The sequence below is a fragment of the Bacteroides acidifaciens genome (assembly GCF_903181435.1).
Lineage (GTDB): Bacteria > Bacteroidota > Bacteroidia > Bacteroidales > Bacteroidaceae > Bacteroides.
In genome coordinates this window covers 367,122-387,680 of the sequence record NZ_CAEUHO010000005.1, presented here as the reverse complement: position 1 = coordinate 387,680, position 20,559 = coordinate 367,122, and the positions used below count along the sequence as shown (strand labels likewise).

At 40.6% G+C, this 20,559-nt stretch carries 20 protein-coding genes, 1 tRNA gene and 5 pseudogenes; 14 read left to right on the top strand and 12 right to left on the bottom strand.

Going from position 1 to position 20,559, the window contains the following annotated elements; all coding sequences use genetic code 11:
• Positions 1 to 96: 96 nt before the first annotated feature.
• From gadC to CLIN57ABFB40_RS18780, 3 genes and pseudogenes are all read left to right on the top strand, one after another.
• Positions 97 to 1,752: pseudogene (gene gadC / locus CLIN57ABFB40_RS18790) on the top strand (putative glutamine/gamma-aminobutyrate antiporter GadC).
• Positions 1,753 to 1,938: 186 nt separating this feature from the next.
• Positions 1,939 to 2,011 (top strand) — tRNA-Phe (locus CLIN57ABFB40_RS18785).
• Between the two features lie 251 nt (positions 2,012 to 2,262).
• Positions 2,263 to 3,480, top strand: a pseudogene (locus CLIN57ABFB40_RS18780) (site-specific integrase).
• Between the two features lie 142 nt (positions 3,481 to 3,622).
• On the opposite strand, the gene CLIN57ABFB40_RS18775 reads toward CLIN57ABFB40_RS18780, so the two are convergent.
• Together CLIN57ABFB40_RS18775 and CLIN57ABFB40_RS18770 are read right to left on the bottom strand one after the other, a co-directional pair.
• Positions 3,623 to 3,904 (bottom strand): helix-turn-helix domain-containing protein, encoded by a 282-nt coding sequence (locus CLIN57ABFB40_RS18775; RefSeq protein ID WP_042985785.1) that lies wholly within the window; start codon positions 3,902 to 3,904, stop codon positions 3,623 to 3,625.
• Positions 3,905 to 3,908: 4 nt separating this feature from the next.
• Entirely contained in the window at positions 3,909 to 4,196 is a 288-nt protein-coding gene (locus tag CLIN57ABFB40_RS18770) for a helix-turn-helix domain-containing protein (protein ID WP_175631454.1), read from the bottom strand.
• Between the two features lie 339 nt (positions 4,197 to 4,535).
• Here CLIN57ABFB40_RS18770 and CLIN57ABFB40_RS18765 point away from each other — a divergent pair.
• Positions 4,536 to 4,631 (top strand): annotated as a pseudogene (locus CLIN57ABFB40_RS18765) (DNA-binding protein); the annotation flags it as partial.
• A 216-nt stretch (positions 4,632 to 4,847) separates the two neighbouring features.
• On the opposite strand, the gene CLIN57ABFB40_RS18760 reads toward CLIN57ABFB40_RS18765, so the two are convergent.
• From CLIN57ABFB40_RS18760 to CLIN57ABFB40_RS18745, 4 genes and pseudogenes are all read right to left on the bottom strand, one after another.
• Entirely contained in the window at positions 4,848 to 5,384 is a 537-nt protein-coding gene (locus CLIN57ABFB40_RS18760) for a hypothetical protein (RefSeq protein ID WP_175631453.1), read from the bottom strand.
• The gene (locus CLIN57ABFB40_RS18755; protein ID WP_007653819.1) at positions 5,362 to 6,666 is read right to left on the bottom strand and encodes an AAA family ATPase; all 1,305 of its coding nucleotides are present in this window, start codon (positions 6,664 to 6,666) and stop codon (positions 5,362 to 5,364) included. The genes CLIN57ABFB40_RS18760 and CLIN57ABFB40_RS18755 overlap by 23 nt, the downstream gene beginning before the upstream one ends.
• Before the next feature lie 187 nt (positions 6,667 to 6,853).
• A pseudogene (locus tag CLIN57ABFB40_RS18750) lies at positions 6,854 to 7,027 on the bottom strand (DNA-binding protein); the annotation flags it as partial.
• 4 nt (positions 7,028 to 7,031) lie between these two features.
• Positions 7,032 to 7,319 (bottom strand): helix-turn-helix domain-containing protein, encoded by a 288-nt coding sequence (locus CLIN57ABFB40_RS18745; RefSeq protein ID WP_175631452.1) that lies wholly within the window; start codon positions 7,317 to 7,319, stop codon positions 7,032 to 7,034.
• A gap of 340 nt (positions 7,320 to 7,659) precedes the next feature.
• Between CLIN57ABFB40_RS18745 and CLIN57ABFB40_RS18740 the strand changes: the two genes are divergently transcribed.
• The 6 genes and pseudogenes from CLIN57ABFB40_RS18740 to CLIN57ABFB40_RS18715 all read left to right on the top strand — a co-directional run bounded on the left by CLIN57ABFB40_RS18740 (position 7,660) and on the right by CLIN57ABFB40_RS18715 (position 12,657).
• Positions 7,660 to 7,968 carry a helix-turn-helix domain-containing protein gene (locus tag CLIN57ABFB40_RS18740; RefSeq protein WP_175631451.1) on the top strand — a complete coding sequence of 103 codons (309 nt, stop codon included), beginning with the start codon at positions 7,660 to 7,662 and terminating at the stop codon, positions 7,966 to 7,968.
• A pseudogene (locus CLIN57ABFB40_RS18735) lies at positions 7,949 to 9,181 on the top strand (VapE domain-containing protein). The gene CLIN57ABFB40_RS18740 and the pseudogene CLIN57ABFB40_RS18735 overlap by 20 nt, the downstream one beginning before the upstream one ends.
• Before the next feature lie 336 nt (positions 9,182 to 9,517).
• On the top strand, positions 9,518 to 10,498 hold the full coding sequence (locus CLIN57ABFB40_RS18730; protein WP_175631450.1) for a toprim domain-containing protein: 981 nt from the start codon (positions 9,518 to 9,520) through the stop codon (positions 10,496 to 10,498).
• Between the two features lie 156 nt (positions 10,499 to 10,654).
• Positions 10,655 to 11,038: a MobC family plasmid mobilization relaxosome protein gene (locus CLIN57ABFB40_RS18725; RefSeq protein WP_175631449.1), complete on the top strand. Its 384-nt coding sequence runs from the start codon at positions 10,655 to 10,657 to the stop codon at positions 11,036 to 11,038.
• Positions 11,004 to 11,927: a relaxase/mobilization nuclease domain-containing protein gene (locus CLIN57ABFB40_RS18720; protein WP_175631448.1), complete on the top strand. Its 924-nt coding sequence runs from the start codon at positions 11,004 to 11,006 to the stop codon at positions 11,925 to 11,927. The genes CLIN57ABFB40_RS18725 and CLIN57ABFB40_RS18720 overlap by 35 nt, the downstream gene beginning before the upstream one ends.
• Positions 11,928 to 11,931: 4 nt before the next feature.
• On the top strand, positions 11,932 to 12,657 hold the full coding sequence (locus CLIN57ABFB40_RS18715) for a hypothetical protein (protein WP_175631447.1): 726 nt from the start codon (positions 11,932 to 11,934) through the stop codon (positions 12,655 to 12,657).
• Between the two features lie 42 nt (positions 12,658 to 12,699).
• On the opposite strand, the gene CLIN57ABFB40_RS18710 is transcribed toward CLIN57ABFB40_RS18715, so the two are convergent.
• The 6 genes from CLIN57ABFB40_RS18710 to CLIN57ABFB40_RS18685 form a co-directional block, all read right to left on the bottom strand.
• Positions 12,700 to 13,032, bottom strand: coding sequence for a helix-turn-helix domain-containing protein (locus CLIN57ABFB40_RS18710; RefSeq protein ID WP_005646002.1), 333 nt, complete (start codon positions 13,030 to 13,032; stop codon positions 12,700 to 12,702).
• A 130-nt stretch (positions 13,033 to 13,162) separates the two neighbouring features.
• The gene (locus tag CLIN57ABFB40_RS18705) at positions 13,163 to 13,582 is read right to left on the bottom strand and encodes an RteC domain-containing protein (RefSeq protein ID WP_175631446.1); all 420 of its coding nucleotides are present in this window, start codon (positions 13,580 to 13,582) and stop codon (positions 13,163 to 13,165) included.
• Entirely contained in the window at positions 13,533 to 13,775 is a 243-nt protein-coding gene (locus CLIN57ABFB40_RS18700) for a hypothetical protein (protein ID WP_175631445.1), read from the bottom strand. The genes CLIN57ABFB40_RS18705 and CLIN57ABFB40_RS18700 overlap by 50 nt, the downstream gene beginning before the upstream one ends.
• Positions 13,776 to 13,844: 69 nt before the next feature.
• A complete protein-coding gene (locus CLIN57ABFB40_RS18695) occupies positions 13,845 to 14,312 on the bottom strand; it encodes a GyrI-like domain-containing protein (protein WP_032531308.1) in 468 nt (155 codons plus the stop codon).
• 6 nt (positions 14,313 to 14,318) lie between these two features.
• Positions 14,319 to 15,452 carry a GyrI-like domain-containing protein gene (locus CLIN57ABFB40_RS18690; RefSeq protein WP_117866274.1) on the bottom strand — a complete coding sequence of 378 codons (1,134 nt, stop codon included), beginning with the start codon at positions 15,450 to 15,452 and terminating at the stop codon, positions 14,319 to 14,321.
• Between the two features lie 39 nt (positions 15,453 to 15,491).
• On the bottom strand, positions 15,492 to 15,920 hold the full coding sequence (locus CLIN57ABFB40_RS18685) for a DUF3788 domain-containing protein (RefSeq protein WP_032529662.1): 429 nt from the start codon (positions 15,918 to 15,920) through the stop codon (positions 15,492 to 15,494).
• A gap of 194 nt (positions 15,921 to 16,114) precedes the next feature.
• Between CLIN57ABFB40_RS18685 and CLIN57ABFB40_RS18680 the strand changes: the two genes are divergently transcribed.
• From CLIN57ABFB40_RS18680 to CLIN57ABFB40_RS18665, 4 genes are all read left to right on the top strand, one after another.
• Entirely contained in the window at positions 16,115 to 17,518 is a 1,404-nt protein-coding gene (locus tag CLIN57ABFB40_RS18680) for an ATP-binding protein (protein WP_032529661.1), read from the top strand.
• A gap of 4 nt (positions 17,519 to 17,522) precedes the next feature.
• A complete protein-coding gene (locus CLIN57ABFB40_RS18675; RefSeq protein ID WP_007653852.1) occupies positions 17,523 to 17,876 on the top strand; it encodes a hypothetical protein in 354 nt (117 codons plus the stop codon).
• 3 nt (positions 17,877 to 17,879) lie between these two features.
• Complete coding sequence (locus CLIN57ABFB40_RS18670; protein ID WP_234168579.1) at positions 17,880 to 18,518, top strand: hypothetical protein; 639 nt, start codon at positions 17,880 to 17,882, stop codon at positions 18,516 to 18,518.
• 577 nt (positions 18,519 to 19,095) lie between these two features.
• Positions 19,096 to 20,301 carry an IS256 family transposase gene (locus CLIN57ABFB40_RS18665; protein WP_175628958.1) on the top strand — a complete coding sequence of 402 codons (1,206 nt, stop codon included), beginning with the start codon at positions 19,096 to 19,098 and terminating at the stop codon, positions 20,299 to 20,301.
• Positions 20,302 to 20,559 lie beyond the last annotated feature (258 nt).

The window sequence follows — 20,559 nt, the reverse complement described above, 5'->3', positions numbered from 1 at the left end:
TAATTAACGAACTTTGAAAGAGATTGCGGGAACATCTCACGCAAAATGTTGTTATAACACTGACTTTAAAATATTTTTCACTTAAAACCTTAACTTATGGCAAATATTAAAAATGCAGTGAAGCTGGGCGTGTTCACCCTGGCTATCATGAACGTTACGGCGGTAGTATCTTTGCGTGGACTGCCAGCCGAGGCCGTATACGGAATGAGTTCGGCCTTCTATTATCTTTTCGCAGCGATTGTCTTCCTGATTCCGACATCGCTCGTTGCTGCCGAACTGGCGGCAATGTTTCAGGACAAACAAGGTGGTGTGTTCCGATGGGTAGGCGAGGCCTACGGCAAAAAACTGGGATTTCTTGCCATCTGGGTGCAATGGATTGAAAGTACAATCTGGTATCCTACAGTATTGACATTCGGCGCAGTATCCATCGCCTTTATCGGAATGAATGACGTACATGACATGTCACTGGCAAATAATAAGTATTACACACTAGTCGTGGTACTTATCATCTACTGGCTGGCAACTTTCATTTCTCTGAAAGGTATGAGTTGGGTTGGTAAAGTAGCCAAAATCGGCGGTATGGTCGGTACGATTATCCCGGCCGCCCTGTTGATTATCCTAGGTATCATCTATCTGGCAACCGGCGGACAGTCCAACATGAACTTCGACAGCAGTTTCTTTCCTGACTTTAGCAACTTTGACAATGTCGTTCTTGCTGCCAGTATCTTCTTGTTTTATGCCGGTATGGAAATGGGCGGTATCCACGTAAAAGATGTAGAAAACCCATCAAAGAACTATCCGAAGGCAGTGTTTATCGGTGCGCTTATTACCGTTCTTATTTTCGTTCTCGGTACTTTCGCACTCGGTGTCATCATCCCTGCAAAAGACATCAACCTTACTCAAAGTTTGCTCGTCGGTTTTGACAATTACTTCAAGTATATCCATGCTTCCTGGTTGTCGCCAATCATCGCCATCGCACTTGCGTTCGGTGTATTGGCAGGCGTATTGACATGGGTTGCCGGTCCGTCAAAAGGTATTTTTGCCGTAGGTAAAGCCGGTTATATGCCTCCGTTCTTCCAGAAAACAAACAAGTTGGGCGTACAGAAGAACATCTTATTCGTACAGGGTATCGCTGTTACCGTATTAAGTCTGTTGTTTGTAGTTATGCCTTCCGTTCAGAGTTTCTATCAGATCCTGTCACAGTTGACAGTTATTCTTTACCTTATCATGTATCTGTTGATGTTCTCAGGAGCCATCGCACTGCGTTATAAGATGAAAAAGCTGAACCGCCCGTTCCGTATCGGCAAGTCCGGTAACGGTTTGATGTGGTTTGTCGGCGGACTCGGATTCTGCGGTTCATTGCTCGCCTTTATCCTCAGCTTCATCCCACCCAGCCAGATTTCCACTGGTAGCAATACCGTTTGGTTCTCCGTACTGATTATCGGCGCAATCATCGTTATCGTTGCTCCGTTCATCATCTACGCTTCCAAGAAACCGTCTTGGGTAGATCCTAACTCAAACTTCGAACCGTTCCACTGGGAAGTACAGGCTCAACCTGTTAGTGCTAATGTAGCCGCAGGCAACATTACTGCAAGCGCTTCAAGTGCAACTACCCCTAGTGCGACAACTTCCAAAACAACCGCTTCCAGCCCCACTCCGTCAGGCAGTTCCACTGCTTCGAGCTGAAGTTCCACTTCAAGCAGCACGTCCCCGAATGCCGGAGACACAAATAAGGATGCACCTAAGCGCTAAAGACTAAGCGTACATCCTACTTATGAAAAAAGTAATCCCGCTTCAGCTTTTCGAATAGCTAAAGCGGGATTATTTTCATCTCCAGAAGAAATTAATCCTCACCGTTACTATTATTTGGCGAAAATTTCTTTCAAAGTTATTGCGGTATTAAAAAATATACTTATCTTTGCACCCGCAAACGAGAAAGGTGCCATAGCTCAGTTGGTAGAGCAAAGGACTGAAAATCCTTGTGTCCCCGGTTCGATTCCTGGTGGCACCACTTTTTAAGAAGGCAAAACGATGTAAATCCCTGAATTTCAAAGAAGTTCGGGGATTTTTCTTTTCCAAGAATAGGCAAAATTAGTGGGATTGAAGCAAACCATACGTCCTTATTCAAGGGACTGTTTTCAAAAGCCCGAAATGTTCCACGACAGAAGTGTTACTTCATTCTTTTACAGCATGTTTCTCTATTTTACATAACAGGGTTATCGGTTCGATTTCCTAACTTTGTATCATTAAAAATTGAGCCGTATGGAAAGAAAAAGATTCAGCGTGTTGTTCTTCATCAAGCGTAGCAAACTATTAAAAAACGGGGAAGCACCCGTGCGTGTGCGTGTCACTTATGACCGCCTATACGTGGAACTTCAACTAAAGCGGAGCGTAAAAGCCCCACTCTGGTCGCAGGAAAAAGAGAAATCGACAGGCAAAGACCGAAACTCCGTGGAACTTAACCATTACATTGACGCCCTGCGTGTGAAATTCTATCAGATTTACCAAGACTTGGAATTGGAGGGAAAGATTATCTCCGCACGTGCCATAGTGAACCGCTATCAGGGAAAGGACGAAACTTTCAAGACTTTGTATAATGTATTCAAAGAGCATAACGACAACTGCCGGAAGCTAATCGGGACGGACTATGCCGACATCACCGTAAGACGTTACGACAATTGCCTTAAATACCTCATGGAGCTGGTTAAACGGGATTACAAGGTAGATGATATGTTACTGCGTGAGGTAAACGGGGAACTGGTACGCAAATTCGATTTATACCTAAAGACGGAGAAGCATTGCGCACAGAATACCGTTATCCGGTACATGAAATGTTTTAAGAAAGTGATAAACCTTGCCATTGCCAACGAGTGGCTGACAAAGAACCCGTTTGCCGGAATCAAGTTTCACGAGGTGGAGGTAAACAAACAGTTCCTAAGCCAAGCCGAGATAAACCGGATATGGCAGAAAGAGTTCAGCATTGAACGGCTGGAACTGGTACGGGATGTTTTTATCTTCTGCGTATATACCGGGCTGGCATTCATAGACGTGTATAACTTGCGCCCCGAACACGTTTCAGAGGACAACAACGGCAACCTGTGGATAGTAAAACCCCGTGAAAAGACAAACAATATCTGCAACATCCCACTTTTGAGCATTCCCAAATAGATACTTGAAAAGTATAAGGATAACCCCTACTGCATGGATAAAGGAACTTTGTTGCCCGTTCCCTGCAATCAGAAGATGAACAGCTACCTGAAAGAGATTGCCGACCTGTGCAGTATTAAAAAGAACCTGACCACGCACACAGCCCGGCACAGTTTCGCTTCGGTTATCGCACTGGCTAACAACGTGTCACTGCCGAACGTGGCTAAAATGCTGGGGCATTCATCCACCCGAATGACGCAGCATTATGCGAAAGTATTAGACCAAACGATACTAAGGGATATGCAAGCCGTTGAGAAACAGCTATCCGTATAACCACGAAGAAGCCAGCAACACAGTTTTCAAGAAAACGTGATTGCTGGCTTTTAATCAATCAAACAATAAATATAGAAAACAAGATTGAAATAAAACAATCTTTCAATATTTCAAGAAAGCAAGATTCCAAGAAAACAAAATTTCATTTCCGATAAAACCTTTCCAACAAATCCATGATGTCGCTTTCCCGGTAGATGATTTTTCCCGGAAGCTGCACGTACCCCAGCAGTCCCGTGTCCCTGTAATCCTGCAACGTCCGTTTGCTGATGCAAAGCCGCCTGCACACTTCATCGCCCGTCAGGTAGTGTTCACCGTTCAATACCGGGCGATAGTTCATTACCACGTACTCCACGTTTTCCAGCACCCTGTCAAGTGAAGAAAACAGCACCAGCGTAGTTTCGGAATCTTTCGTTATCAAATCCATACGCCTACTTTTTAGAATTGTCCCTTACCTGATTAAGCAGAAAGACTTCCACGTCCGAAGCCTTGTAGTAAATCTTGCCGTTAATCTGCGAATAAGGCAGTCTCCCCGTGTCACGGTAGGTCTGCATCGTCCGGGCTGAAACGTTCAGCAAACGGCAGGTTTCGCAGTTATCCAGCCATTTGTCATGCTTCCTGCACAAAGGCACGCAGAGCGTATCCACACGCCCCACAAAATTTTCAAACCTCTGTTTCCATAGTTCAAAAGTTTTCTTTTCAATCGTCACTATTTCCATAACCGATATATTTATTCTTGTCAATACTCCGTTTTTCTTCACTGGTGCAAATATATAAGGCTGAATAATAGGTTATTTTCCTCTGTCCATAAATGACCTTGCGTGTCCGAAAATGTCCACCACCAACCCAAAAACAATATGAAAGAAACGAACCGATAACAAAAATCCCGTCTTTTCCTCACTTCCTAAATAAGCAAGGTAATGAACACAAAACCGTTTTCTATTTGCCGACATTAATTTGGCGCAGAGCGAAGCAAAGCGATTCCAAACGGCTGACGCTTTGTTTTTTACCGATTTTTCTTATTTTATTTGTGGTGCTAATTCAAAAATTAAGCACTCATGAATAATCCTTTCGAAGAAATTTTCAAGCGGCTGGAGAACATCGAAAAGATGATTGCCCCGGTCACGGGCGCACAACCCGAAGAACGGCAGGACAAAGCTTTAATTCACAATAGATAATAGTACTTTATAAAAGCTTGTTTGTGCCAAACAAGCTTTTATAAAGTAGATGTAACAATAATATCTCAAATTTTGATATTTACACAAGAAATATTAGGAGTATAGAGTATAACCCCAGTATAATAGAATTACTTTTTTTACATTTAAGCCCTTATATACTAATTTTCTGATTAAATTATAAAACAGTATATATTAACAAATAGGCATAAAATATTCTTTATAAAAATCACATACCCTATAAGGTTTTATATTGACATTTTTCGCAATTAATAGCTTCCTCAATTTATTAGATTGTTCTTGATAGTGTTTATTATTTAATAGGACAACAACTGATTCCTCTGAATGAATATAGTTATCACATGAACGCAAAAGAACTTTTGAATGTTCTATTTTATCTTGTATTGTTTTTGCAATATTTGCAACATTCTCAACTTCCAATTTAGCTTCAACAAGAAGTAGCCAATCTTTTTCTAAACAGACTACAAAATCTACAGTTTTATCTCGTAGCGTCCCTTTTTTAGCCAAAATCTCAACTTTATCAAGATTTAAAGCAATTTCTTGGTCAAAAGGACACTGTTTTTCTTTGTATTTTTCATTTTTCAAAATAGTCTGAATAAAATCTAAGCAATTTATCATAATACTATTGCCTGCTACAAAATTACGAATTGCTTTTTCCCCTCTATATAGTCGTTTAACAACCTCTTTATCATTTTTTCTTTTTACTGACATAATAATCTAATCTTTCAAACGACTTATTAAAGGATTCAAAAATAGGTTCAATATCATGTCCTAATGGACGAAATACAAAAGCATTACTTTTTTGTTCTTCATTCTCTGCCACATAAAAAGACAGAGAGGATAAGCATTTTTCCTCTTCTGCAATATACCTAATAGCGCTAACCATGTCTGTACTATGACTAGCAATAAAAAACTTCACACCAACTTTTTTATGTAATAAAACTATTAAACGTGCATACTCTACAATCCATTGAGGATGTAAATGTGCCTCTGGCTCATCAATAATAAGCAATGTATTTTCATCTAAAAATAAATTTTTCAACAATAATTGTAACAACGAAAATGATTTAATACCAGTAGCACACTCTAATAAATCAAACTCTTTCCCATCTTCTCTCTTATACTTAAACCCGGCAGAGAATCCATCTTCGTCAAAAGAAACATCTCCTTTAATTATATCTTCCTTAATTATATTATTAATAGTTCTTTTATATCCTCTTCTTGGTGGTTGCTTTAACAATAAATTCAATTCTTTCCAATATATTGGTTGTTGAGAAGATGTTTCCATTCCTATAACCATAGGAGTGTCAATATAAGCAACTTTTTTTATATAATGCAATAAAGGAACATTTGAAAGATTCTCTCCTAAGATAGCATCTCCATATTCTTTCAAAACAATACTTTTTGACAAATTAACATCAAAAGCCGCATTCAAACTTTCTTTCAACAACCGATATGGACGTTCAACATTTAACTGCTCAGCTTTTGTGAGATGTTCAGAAATTCTTCCAACTAAGGCATCTAACATTTTTTTTGTATCTCTATCTTCACCGGATTTTAAAGTTGAGCGTAATATTAAACGTAAACGTTCAGTAATAATTGAATTTCCTGCTTTTTGCAAATCACTTTCCAAATTTAAAAATCTTGCGCACAAATCTTTTACTAAATCTAAAAAGGCATGAGTGTTCTCCAAGCTAGTCAATTCTATATTTCTAAAGTATAATCTTCGATAACTACTGGTATCTCTACGATATAGCAGTAAAGATTGAATCTGTTCTAAGACATTTAAATAAGGACGAATCTGACTATTTGTATAAAGCAAGACCAATTCTTCAAATGAATTTGCATTTCGAAATATATAATATAACAATTTAGACATTGTACTTTTACCGCATCCATTTATACCTGACACGACAGTAATACCATCAAGCTGCACATCAGCCCGTTTGATAGCTTTAAAATCTTTGATAGATAGTTCTACTAATGTATTCATCTTTCTATTGTTATATATAGTATTGCAAATTAACTGTATTTTTTGTATACTCCCAAATTTTGAAAGCAATTTTTCAATATAAGAACAATATATTTTGTTTTTTGTTCTTATTCCAAGCATAGATATAAATATCTGTTTTACAACACAGTATATTTATAGCGAATTCTTTAAGTCAGCCATAATTTTACAAAGTTTGTTTGCTGATGCAAAGCCGCCTGCACACTTCATCGCCCGTCAGGTAGTGTTCACCGTTCAATACCGGGCGATAGTTCATTACCACGTACTCCACGTTTTCCAGCACCCTGTCAAGTGAAGAAAACAGCACCAGCGTAGTTTCGGAATCTTTCGTTATCAAATCCATACGCCTACTTTTTAGAATTGTCCCTTACCTGATTAAGCAGAAAGACTTCCACGTCCGAAGCCTTGTAGTAAATCTTGCCGTTAATCTGCGAATAAGGCAGTCTCCCCGTGTCACGGTAGGTCTGCATCGTCCGGGCTGAAACGTTCAGCAAACGGCAGGTCTTGCAGTTATCCAGCCATTTGTCACGCTTCCTGCGTAAAGGCACGCAGAGCGCATCCACACGACCCACAAAGTTTTCAAACCTCTGTTTCCAAAGCTCAAAAGTTTTCTTTTCAATCGTCACTATTTCCATAACCGATATATTTATTCTTGTCAATACTCCGTATTTCTTCACTGGTGCAAATATATAATGCTGAATAATAGGTTGTTTCCCTCTGTCCATAAATGACCTTGCGTGTCCGAAAATGTCCACCACCAACCCAAAAACAACATGAAAGAAACGAACCGATAACAAAAAACCTGTTTTTTCTCCATTCCCTAAATAAGTAAGGTAATGAACACAAAGCCGTTTTCCATTTGCCGACATTAATTTGGCGCAGAGCGAAGCAAAGCGATTCCAAACGGCTGACGCTTTGTTTTTTACAGATTTTTCTTATTTTATTTGTGGTGCTAATTCAAAAAAACAAGCACCTATGAACAATCCTTTCGAAGAAATTTTCAAACGGCTGGAGAACATCGAGAAGATGATTGCCCCAGTCATGGGCGCACAGCCCGAAGAACGGCAGGACGGAAAAGAGCCTGTGTTAGTCAAAATATCCGTTGCCAGCGGCATAACCAGGTATTCGGTCAATTACCTGTACCACTTAGCCAGTAAGGGACTGATACCGTGTGTCAAGCGTGGGCGTACCCTGCGTTTTGACATGGAGGAACTCAAAAAGTGGATGCAGCAGCAGTATGTCCCGGCTTCTAACAGACTTCCCGATGAAAAAGAAAAGAGGTGATGATGCACGGCATATCGAGGGTTGGCAGTCAAAGAACGAGCGCATCGAAAGCCTGTTGAACGTCCTGTACGATTTCCGGTTCAATACTGTAAAGAGCCGGACGGAATACCGGGCTGCAAGTTCTTCGGGCTTGTACCAGCCCGTTACGAAATTCGTCCTGAACTCGTTCAGGCGCAGGCTGGATGCGACCGCTGGTATCGTCACCTCTGCCGAGAACATCCGTACCATACTGGAAAGCGATTTCGCAAGAAAGGTACATCCCATACGGGAATACTTCAACGCCCTGCCCTTACTGAATCCTGCCGAACACAGGCATATCGGCAGGCTTCTGAACACGGTACAGGTAGCCAACCCCGGCAAATGGGAGGAATATTTCACGAAATGACTTATCGGTGTGGTAGCCAACGCCATGAACGACACGGGATGTCAGAACCATACCTGTTTGGTGCTGACCGGGGACAGGCAGGGGCAGTTCAAATCGTGGTGGCTGGACAACCTTTGCCCGACACCGCTTAAGAACTACCTGTTCACCGGGAAGATAGACCCGCAGGGCAAAGACATCCTGACACTGATAGCCGAATACCTGTTCATCAACATTGACGACCAGCTAAAGGAACTCAACAAGCAGAACGAGAACGCATTAAAGAACCTTATCACCACCCCGGCGGTAAAGTACCGCAGACCGTATGATGTTTACATAGAGGAATACCCCCACCTCGCCAGCTTCATGGCTTCGGTGAACGGCAACGAGTTCCTGACCGATCCGACAGGTAGCAGGCGTTTCTTGCCGTTCGAGGTGCTGCGCATAGACAAGCCCACGGCAGAAAGTATCCGCATGGATAATGTCTATTCCGAAATCATGTACCTGTACCGTCAGGGCGTGCGTTACTGGTTCAATGATGCGGAGATTGGGGAACTGCACCTGACAAATGCGGAATTTGAGGTGCAGACGGTCGAGTTCGAGATGCTGGCACAATACTTTGAGAAGCCGACAGAGGGGGAAGAAGCCCTGTTTTTTATGACAACGGCACAAATACTGGCACGCTTACGGGATATATGCCCCATGCAACTATCTGAAAAACGGCTGGGGGAAGCGTTACGCAAAGCCGGGTTCAAACGGGTACAGAAACGTATCGACAAACAGACCTATTCGGTATATGGGTATAGGATAAAACCTGTTCCAACATCCTGTACAAACAGCGATTACGGTTAGCACGGTCATTTTACGATTGGTTATTACTGCAACGCAGTAACTGCCATAGTAAGATATATTTTTATTTTATAGCCTGTATATCAAACATTTAATAATAGCGCAGTAAGCAGTAAGATAAAACCGCAAACTTTTGGAAAAGTTTGGAAAAAGAAAAACCGCAGGAAATATCAGGGTTATATTTCTATCTTCTTTTGAAGAAATAACTTACTTATCTTACTGCATAAGATGTAATCCGCTGAAATAAAAAAGAATTATGCGCAGAAACATAGTGACTTTTCTTCTTACTGACTTCTTACTGTGCTACTGCAATTTATCAACATCAAAAAAATAAAGATTATGACCTATAAGGAAGCCAACAATATCAGTATCAAGGATTACCTGAACTCTTTGGGAATCCAGCCCGTCACGGAAAAGGGAAACTACGGGATGTACCGCAGCCCCTTACGGGAGGACAACACGCCGAGTTTCAAGGTGGATTATAACGCCAATCTATGGTGTGACTACGGAACCGGCGAGGGCGGGACGCTCATCGACCTTGTGATGAAGCAGAACGGGTGCAACGCCTACGGTGCTATCTGCCAACTGGAACAGGGCAGCACCGCCTCTTTTTCCTTTCATGGGAAAGACCTGCCCGAAAGGGACACGAAAAGGCAGGCAGCCAGCCCGATAGAGATACGCAGAATACAGCCGTTACAGAATCCGGCACTCATGCGCTACTTGCAGGAAAGGGGAATTTCCCCCGGAACGGCAGCCCCGTACGTGCAGGAAATGTATTACCGCATCGGTGGGAAGCCTTATTTTGCGCTGGCGTTCAGGAATGATTCAGGAGGTTACGAGCTTCGCAATCCCCGTTTCAAGGGCAGCACATCGAAAGACATCACCCATATAAGGCAGCAGGGAGAGCCGAGAGATACCTGTTTCGTGTTCGAGGGCTTTATGGACTATCTTTCATTCCTCACTATCCGGCAGCGGGAAAGCCCGGGTATGCCCTGTACCGACTGGCAGGACTACGTTATCCTGAACTCCACCGCCAACGTAGATAAAGCCTTATATCCGCTGGCTGGTTACGGTCATATACACTGTATGCTTGACAATGACGAGGCAGGCAGGAAAGCGGTTGAAACCATAAGGCAGGAATACAAATGGCGTGTACGTGACGCATCACACCTGTACAGCGGTCACAATGACCTGAACGACTATCTGCGTAGCCTTAATGTGAAGCAATCCCAAGATTTGACAGTTACCGACAAGCCCCAGCCGGAGCATGATAACAGACAAAATCCGGGTGAAAAAAGAAAGAGAGGGCTAAGGATGTGAACTGCAAGGCTGGCGGCATGAACCGATGGCAGGCTGTGTGATTAGGGAGAGCAAGGTTATGTTTCGGTAGACCGAAACACCTTGCTTTGCTTGGCAGCAAAGAAAATTTCTCCCGTTGGTCGCAATTTTTAAGATACCACCTAAAAGCAAAAACGTATGACAGGGATAAGGAACAAACCGGGAGGTCGCCCGGCAAAAAGCTGGATAGACAAGCAGAACCGGGTAGTCAGCACGAAACTGACCGAGTTACAGTTCTACGCAATCAGGAAGCGAGCCACCGAAGCCGGGCTGCACGTCAGCGAGTACGTCCGGCAGGCGGTCGTTTCGGCAGAGGTAACGCCCCGGCTGAACAGGCAGGATGCGGACACTATCCGCAAGCTGGCGGGCGAAGCCAACAACATCAACCAACTGGCGCACCGGGCGAATGCCGGAGGATTCGCACTGGTGGCGGTGGAACTGGTGAAACTCAAGAACAGGATTGTCGAAATCATAAACCAACTGTCGGATGATTGGAAAAATAAGAAAGGGAAGCGGATTTAAAGGCTGCGTGAACTATGTACTCGGCAAGGAACAGGCAACCTTGCTTCATGCGGAGGGAGTGTTAGCCGAAAGCAACCGGGACATCATACGCAGTTTCATACTGCAAGCCGGGATGAACCCCGACCTGAAAAATCCTATCGGACATATTGCGCTAAGCTATTCCCCGGTGGACGCACCCAAGCTGACAGACGGGAAAATGGTACAGTTTGCGCAGGAGTACATGCGTGAAATGAAAATCACCGATACGCAGTACATCATCGTGCGCCACCAAGACCGGGAACATCCACACGTGCATATCGTGTTCAACCGCATAGACAACAACGGCAAGACCATTTCGGACAGGAACGACATGTACCGCAACGAGCAGGTATGCAAGAAGCTGAAAGCCAAACACGGGCTTTATTTCGCTAAAGGCAAGGAGCATGTAAAGCAGCACCGTTTGAAAGAGCCGGACAAATCCAAATACGAGATTTACAATGCCGTAAAGGATGAAATCGGGAAATCAAGGAACTGGCAACAGTTACAAACCCGGCTGGCAGAAAAGGGTATCGGGATTCATTTCAAGTACAGGGGACAGACTGGCGAAGTGCAGGGCATATCCTTTTCCAAAGGCGAATATACGTTCAAGGGTTCGGAGATAGACCGCAGTTTCAGTTTCTCCAAGCTGGATAAATGCTTCGGGGATGTGGGGCTGAACACTGCCGGAAACAATCAACAGACGGTTTCCGCACCAGTTCAGGAGCCAGCGCAGACACTGGGAAAAGCCGACAGTCCGTTACTGGCAGGCTTGGGCGGTCTGTTCTCCGCCCCGTCCTCTCCGGCTGATGATACGCCCGACAATCTCGGTGAAAGAAAAAAGAAGAAAAAGAAACGACACTTAAAATTATAGGAACATGGAAAAAAATTTAATTTTGGAGGGGCTTCTCTCTATGGTCACGGAACTGAAAGAACGGCAGGAGAAGCAGGTAACGCCAGCCAGCCGGGAGGAAATGATTAACCGACTGGACGTTATCGAACAGCGCATTTCGGATATGCAGGGCAAATCCGGCATTCCTGAAAACATGGTGCAGGAGATTCTAAACCAAATCGGCAGTATCGGAAAAGGGCAGTCCGAGAACCAAAAACAAGACCTTGAAGATATAAAGGGGCTTATCGTGACCTCACACCGATATTTCAAGGAGCGGTTAAAGGTGTTGTTCCCGGCTGATGATACACCAGCCGGAGAAATAACGCCCGTTTCATGGTACGACAAACTGACATACCGGGTAACTCCCTATTTGAAGCCCAAGTTCTTTCTTCTTTCAGCAGGGATAATCATTTGTCTTGTGTCGCTTGCATTGAATGTGCAGTTTATACAAAGAATGCAGCGGTTACAGGACAACGATATAAAATACCGCTATATCCTGATGAAAGGAAAGGCAGACGGCAGCAGCCTTGATTTGCTGGAAACGAGGTTCAGCAGGGAACGGGACAACGATTTCATCCGAAGCCTGACCGATTCGGTGAAAGGCTTTGAATACCGTAGCAGGAAGCAGGCGGAAGCGTTGGAACGGGCAAGACTGTTGAACGAACAAGCCGAGCAGCTAAGGGAGCAAGCCGACAAGCTGGGCAAACCATAAACCTAAAGCGAAGCCGGAGCAGAACCGCCCCGGCTTTCTAATTCACTTCTTTTTCTTCGTGCAGTGTTCTTTCTCGAACTGGCGCAGCGTGGTGACGCTGAACCGCTCCTTGATGAACTCCCGGACATCGGAAGCCTTGTAGTACACTTTTCCGCTGATTGTGAAGTACGGTAGCGCACCGATAGCCCGGTAGCGTTGCAGGGTCTTGATGCTTACTTTGAACAGCAGGCACAAGTCTTGATTATCCAGCAGGTTGTCATCTTCGGGCAGCACCCTGTCGGCATTGCGCAGTACCCGTACATCCTTGCAGAGTTCTTCCAGTTTGGCGTACAACTTCTGCATCCATACGCTGAAATCGTCATTTTCTATATACATGATTGCTTCATTTTTCTGATTATACATTATGGTCTGTCAATCGATTGATGAAGCAAAGTTCAGAAAACAGGCGCAAAAAAATTACGGGGGAACTAATGGAATCCCCTATAAACAAATTCTAAACCTTTGGTTATCTGTACCCTTTCTTGTCATGTTCCTTTTTGATAAGTTCTACCAATCCATTAAGAAACCCGGTCAGCTTGCCCGGCTTTCGTTTTATCACGTCCTCATGTTTTTGGTAACAGTCGCCTATCCTGATATTGAAAAGCCATTCAAAGGCTTTCGCCAAGTCCACCAAGTAGGCGGGCTTGCCGTTCTGATACACGATGTCTTTGGAGAGGAACAGACCGCTTACCATTTCCATGATGTTGATAAGGGTTGTCTTGTCTGCGAGATAGAGAGGGGAAAGAGGCTGTTTGTTGATACGTTGCTGTAGCTGTTCTGGGTATTTGATGCGCCATTCGATAAGACGTATTTCGGTGTTTAAAAGTCCTATAGATTCATCGATTAAATGCAAATAGGGCATTTTTTTCTTGATCAAACCGCACACGGTACGATTTAAGACGATGTAAACCAAAAGAAAAATAGCGGAGCAAAACGCTGTAATCCTGTTCGTTGATACCAAAATTGGCTACATGCATAGCCAATTCCTCAATAGCTTCCGTAAACTCGGATGCAGAAACTTTACGCTGTGAGCATTCCGACAATAGCCGGAAAAATCTCTGTTCTAATAAATTTTTCATATCAGAATATTAAAGCCGCCTAATAAACGGCTTTAGATGAATGTTTAACAATAGATTTTTATAAGATGCCTACAAAACTGGCATTTCAACCTTAGTAACCAGTTCTTCTTCTGAAGTCCCCGGCTTACTATAATAATATTCTATCGATGCTCCTGAAGATTTATAACCTTTAGTCGCAATCCATTCCTGCATTTCACGATACAAAGAAGCTAATTCAGTATAATTCCCCTTATGTAAGCAAGATACTATTTTTCTGCCCGGAATGGTAATCGCTCTTATGTTCCCCTTTCCACACAAGACTTTAGCTGATTTAAATCCAATAACCATGTGAATATCTTCTGACATGGATTCAAAATTAAGATATTCCACAAAAGGAACATCTGCAATTACAGCATTTTGCTCTTTAAACAACGTTTCTATTTCCATAAAGCTTCTGCCTATAGTCATAGCAATTTCTTTTACTGTAGTACGTGTTTCCACTACTAATGCATACGTTTCAGATTGTTGAAACAATGCGATTTCTGAAATCTTTCCCATACTATATTATTTTATATCAGTGAATGTTTTTTTCTTTACGACAGGTATATATATGTCAGTTATCAATTCCGGTACATCTGTATCACATGGAGAATTTATATACACCTCAAAACTAAAAGTGTTTTGGGGATAGTACTGGCTATCAGGAAACCATTCTTCATAAATTATCCTATATAAATCACATAAGAAATCATAACTACCTATATGCCTAAATATAGCATATTGTCCATTAGGGATTTGTATAGTATTCAATTTGGCATCCGGTATATCATTCATAATTATACCTAAATAGAAACGACATTTATCTTCCGGTGTTATTGCCGGATTATCCAAACTTAAACTGACAAAGTTTGTGTGTTTTTTGTCTATCCTATTGAACCTTGCATAATACAACAGTTTATCCCATACCATCTTATATTGAAACTTATTTTCGTATGCTTTCCCCACTTCCAAACAAGAAACAAACATTTTATTAATCATTATTATTCTGGAAGTTAGCAATGTATGCGCATTTCGTTTTCGAGGTGTGAATCTTTCCTTGAATAAGGATGTTGAAACTCTAAAATGTTTCTTGAATGCTTTTGCAATACTGTATTTGCTTTGATAACCAGATAGTTCCGCTATCTGGGATAATGTATATTCGGTTGAGGTCAATAAGTGTGCAGCATATTCCAGTCTAAGTCGTTGTATGTAATTTCCTATATTTTCACCGACAATAAATTTGAACACCCTTCTAAAATGATATTCTGACATTCCGCACTTTTGGCACAATGTATTTATATCAAAATCCTCAAACAGATGATTGCTGATATAATTAACTATACTTTGAATAGCTTGGTTATGAACATTCTTCGTATCTTGTTTTTGTTTCCACCGATTGAGTGTCGGCAGTCTTTTCTCCAATATCAGTTTCAATTCTTCGGGAGAATAAACTGTATGGGCATACATATTGTATTTATTTATGTATCTAAGCCAAATATCAATCATTTCGTGCATCGACACGTCTACTGTATATTTCCCGTCTTTCAGACAGTAGTAACAGAACGTATCGCTCTTAGAACCATCCAAATTAGTTCCCAGCCATTCTTCCATATCAAAACGAAGTGGCATACCGCAACTTTGACAATATCTCTTGCTCATTTTAAATTCAAAAGTATGATAATAAAGGAAGATACTTCTTTAAGATAATAATTTTCTGTTTGGTAGCCTTTTGATTTCTAAAAGGCGTTCTATATCACTAAACAACTCGGCATTTCTCAACTCAAACATAATCCACTTACCGTCATGATAAACAGTTGCTTCATCATACAATGTCTGTACTTCTTTTGAGAATAGTTCTCGTTGCATTTCAAATTTATCACGTTCTCCTTTACCTAATATAACCATAAAGCCAAAGGAATTTTCTTTAGCGTATAAAGCACAGAGAGTTTTTCCACCTCTTCGATACTTATATTCATATTTCCATTTTCTCCCACCATTGTTCCAGAATCGTTCCATTTCATACTTATACTCAATTAAAAGACAGAGAGCATTCCATATTTGATAAAGCCCTTTTCCTATCAAAGACTCTATCGCTTCCGGAGTCGGTATTTGAAAGTCTTTTTCCATGATGAATTGTAATACCTTGATTGATAAGGCAAAAATAGCTTGTTTTTTATTTGTTCCGTTATCCAATATAGCTAATTTTGTAAAAGGCAAATTATAAATATAACCCAATGATGCGATTGAAGACAAATAAAATAAAACTTAATGGGGTTATACAGAACAAATAACTAACTTTGTATTCTAATTATTTTAGATTCATGCTGAATACAGAAAATATACAATCACTCATTGATAGCGGAGAGGGTTACAATGTAGAATTTAAAGTTCGTGTCCCTTCAAAAGTTCGTGAACTGACAGAGGAAATATGTGCTTTCGCCAATGCAGACGGAGGATATGTGCTTGTTGGAGTAGATGATAACGGACAAGTGGTAGATACTAACTTAGAAAACGATAAGCGTTCTGCCATTCAAGGTTCTATCAGTGAAATATCTCCTACACTCCACTGTGAATTGTATTCGGTAAATATTGGAGATAAAACTATTTGGGTGATTGATGTTCCGTCCGGCAAGGACAAACCTTATATATTTTCCGGTTCTATCTATGTGCGTGAGGGAGCGAACTCGCAGAAACTTCGCACAGCCGAAGAAATGCGCAGCTTCTTTCAGGAATGTAATAAAATCTTTTTTGACCATATACCCTGCCATTGGTTCAATATCTACACGGATGCAGACGAACAGATGATTAAGGATTTCCGAACAGAAGCAAAACTAAGTCCGTCCACACCCGACAAACAAATATTTGAAAACTTGGAACTATTTACCGAGAACGGAACGGTAAAGAATGGAGCGGCGATGTTTTTTGGAAAACAACCTGAACGAAAGTTTCCACATGCTGTTACAAGATGTGTTCTTTTCAAGGGAACGAATAAAGTCTATATTATAGATGATAAAGCTTTCGGAGGTTCATTGTACCAACAGTATTTACAGGCAATGTCTTGGCTGGAAAGCAAACTGCAAGTAGCTTATAAAATAGAGGGAGCAGGACCAAGAGAGGAAATTTGGGAAATCCCTCTAACCGTATTTAAAGAAGCTATTATAAACGCCCTGTCACATCGTGACTACTATGAACAAGGCGCAAGTATTATGATAGAAATGTTTGACGACCGGGTAGAGATTTCCAATCCCGGAGGACTTTTGCCTATTGTAGCTAAAAATTTCGGGCATAAAAGCATGACACGTAACCCACTAATATTCGGGTTATTTACCCGTATGCACTTGGTCGAAAGAGTTGCATCCGGTATTCCTCGTATGCAGGAAACTATGAGGGAAGCAAATCTGCCCGAACCAGAATTTCACACAGAGGGGATGTTTACAGCTGTATTTAAAAGAGGGATTAGTATCAAAAATGAAATAATAAATGTCCCAAGCTTGTCCCAAGAATGTCCTAAGCTGGATATACGTTATACATTTATAGCGGAACAAATAATTTCGTATTGCTCAGAACCCCATTCTATTCAAGAAATAATGAAACTTGTAGGACAAACAAACCGAAGTAGATTTAAAAAAAATATCATCAACCCACTTTTAGAAGTAGGCATTCTTTCTATGACTATACCTAACAAACCTAATAGTCCATTACAACAATATATCATAAAAAAATAAATATATGAATATAAATGATTTCAATAATAGAATTGCAAGATGTGAATCCTTTTTAATTGCTAGTGACGGGCAATTCTTAGGAAAACTTTCTCTTAATAGATACGATATAGATTCCATTTCCTATGAATATGGTTTGTATGGTAGTATCTATTCCGCTACTTCATTTAAGAATCAGTATTCAACTTATGGTAGTCCTTACTCTTCTTTAAGCCCTTATAATCCATATACATCCACTCCACCTACCATATATTTAAGAGGACAACGAGTTGGTTTTTTATCAAAGAACAAATACTTATTTGGCAGTATTGACCCTGATAGTATTAATACTTGGATGCAGAATAACGGATTATATTATTAAAATATGGAAATGATAGAATATGTAAAGTTAGTAACAGCCTTCATTGTCTCAATCGGTGGTTCAAGTGTTGTTATTATTGCACTATCTAAATGGTTTGGAAATTTCCTTTCAACTAGATTATTAGATGCTTATAATAATAAACATGAAAAAGAATTAGAAGTGATAAAAATAAAGTATGCTTCTGAATTGGAAAATACAAAAAATGAATTAGAGAAAGCAAAATCCCAGTTTCTCAGATATTCAGAGAAACAGTTTGAATTGTATAATGATTTATGGAAAGTTCTACTATATACAAAACGACAAGCTGATTTGTTATGGCAAAAAGCAGACCCTAATCAAATACCATCTTTCAGTGAACAAATCAGGCTTACTCGTAATGCTATTAGCGATAATCTTCTATTAATAGAAGAAGAACATTATGAGAAATTAATTCAACTTATAGAACAATTTGAACAATTCCAATTCGGAAAATTAAAGCTTATAGATATAAGAATACAAATTGAAGGTGGAGAACAAGTTCAACAAATAATATCTAAAGCAGATGCACAAAACACCATCAATAAAAATAGAAGGACAAAAGAAAAATATGACAAGTTAATAATGGATATAGGTAAGTCTTTTAGAGAACAAATAAAAGGATAATATTTGAAATTCTAATATTAGTTGTATCTTTGCACTCAGAAATCGTACTCAAGATATAAACTGATGTCGAACGGTGCAAAGCTGTGAAAACCTTATTCAAGGGATTAACATCGTGATAAAGATATAACTTATTGAGAAATAGTGTCATACAAACCGACTTTCGGTTGCTGGTGGCACCACTATCGATTCAGTAATTTCTCATAGCCCATTGAAATTCAGTCATTTCAATGGGTTTTCTTTTATACTCCAATACGCAAATTCCAGCCGATTCGAGTATCTGGAAAAACATAGAGGCGTGGTATTGACCGTTCCGGAAAGGTCCAAAAGGACAAAGTCATATTCAGTAACAGTAAATTCATAATTAAAGAAAAAAACTGTCCCCAATAAAGACAGAGACTCCGAACCAAGCTATTCACTGGCAGAAGAACTGGAAGACAGAACCTGTACATCAACTCCATGCTAGCACAAGTCGGTTGGGAACATTTGGGACTATCCATCTAATTGTGTAAATAGAAAACTACGGGATTTTTCTCATAGTTTTTTTATTTATGTATTAACTTTGTAAAAATCAGATTTTATGGACATTCCTAAAGAATTTTTAAGTAAAGAGTTTCTGTCCCAGTTTAAGACAGGCGAAGATGTGACTGCTTTCATGAAAGAGCTTCATACTCGTGTTTATGAACAAATGCTGGAAGCAGAGATGGATAACCATTTAGGTTATGAAAAACACTCCAATCAAGGCGATCATAGTGGCAACTCCCGCAATGGTAGTTATAGGAAGCAGATTCAAACCGAGATGGGTAAATCTGTTATTCAGGTTCCTCGTGATCGGAAAGGAGAATTTGAGCCTATTGTTGTTCCCAAGCATCAATCCCGCGGCTTATCAATCGAGCGTCTTGTCATCTCTCTTTATGCCAAAGGTATGAGCGTCGCTGATATTGAGTCGGAAATGCAGGAAATATACGGCATTAACCTTTCCACCTCCGCTATCTCCATTATCACCAATAAAGTTAGCCAGGCTGCAACAGAGTGGCAGAATCGTCCTTTGGACAGTTTATATATGATTGTCTGGATGGATGGTATCGTATTCAAAGTCAGAGAAAACGGCAAAGTGATCAACAAGACTGTTTACCTATGTGTAGGTCTGAATAAGGAAGGTTTGAAAGAAGTATTGGGTATGTGGATTGGCAAAAATGAGAGTGCCGCTTTCTGGATGGGCGTTTTAACGGATCTCAAAGCCCGTGGTGTAGAAGACATTCTGATTACAGTTACTGATAACCTGAATGGATTTACGGAAACCATCAAGAGTGTATTTCCTGCCTCTACTACTCAAATATGTGTGGTACACCAAATTAGAAACTCCTGTCGCTATGTCGTCTGGAAAGAAAAAAAGGAATTCACTGCCGATTTAAAGAACATCTATAATGCACCTACTAAAGAAGCAGCTGAGATGGAGTTGGATAACTTTGAGCAAAAATGGGGTGCTAAATATCCATATGCGATACGCTCATGGAGAAATAATTGGGAAGAACTGACCGTGTTCTTTGATTTCCCCGTCGAGATTAGAAAGATTATCTATACCACTAATCTTATTGAAAATCTAAATGGGAAAATTAGAAAGTACACCAAAAATAAGCTATCATTTCCAAATGATGATGCACTGAAAAAATCTGTCTATTTGGCCATTAACGAAATTGAAAAGAAATGGTACCAACCTATTTGGAATTGGGCATTGATATTTAACCAATTTATTACTATATTTGAAAACAGGATTCAAGTATAAAACCCGAATCCTGAAGTTTTCTATTTACACAAAATTGTGGACAGTGCCGGACATTTTATGGAAAATCAATCATATAAATAACATCAACAAGATAAAACGAAGTACAAATTTCCCAAAATACATTCATTCTTTAGAGTTAGCACACTACTATTCCTCATATTTTAACAAACATCCATTTTCTCACAAACTACTTGTTACCAATAACTATATACCATCTTACATCACACAATAACCAAACACACATTTTCCGACGATCTC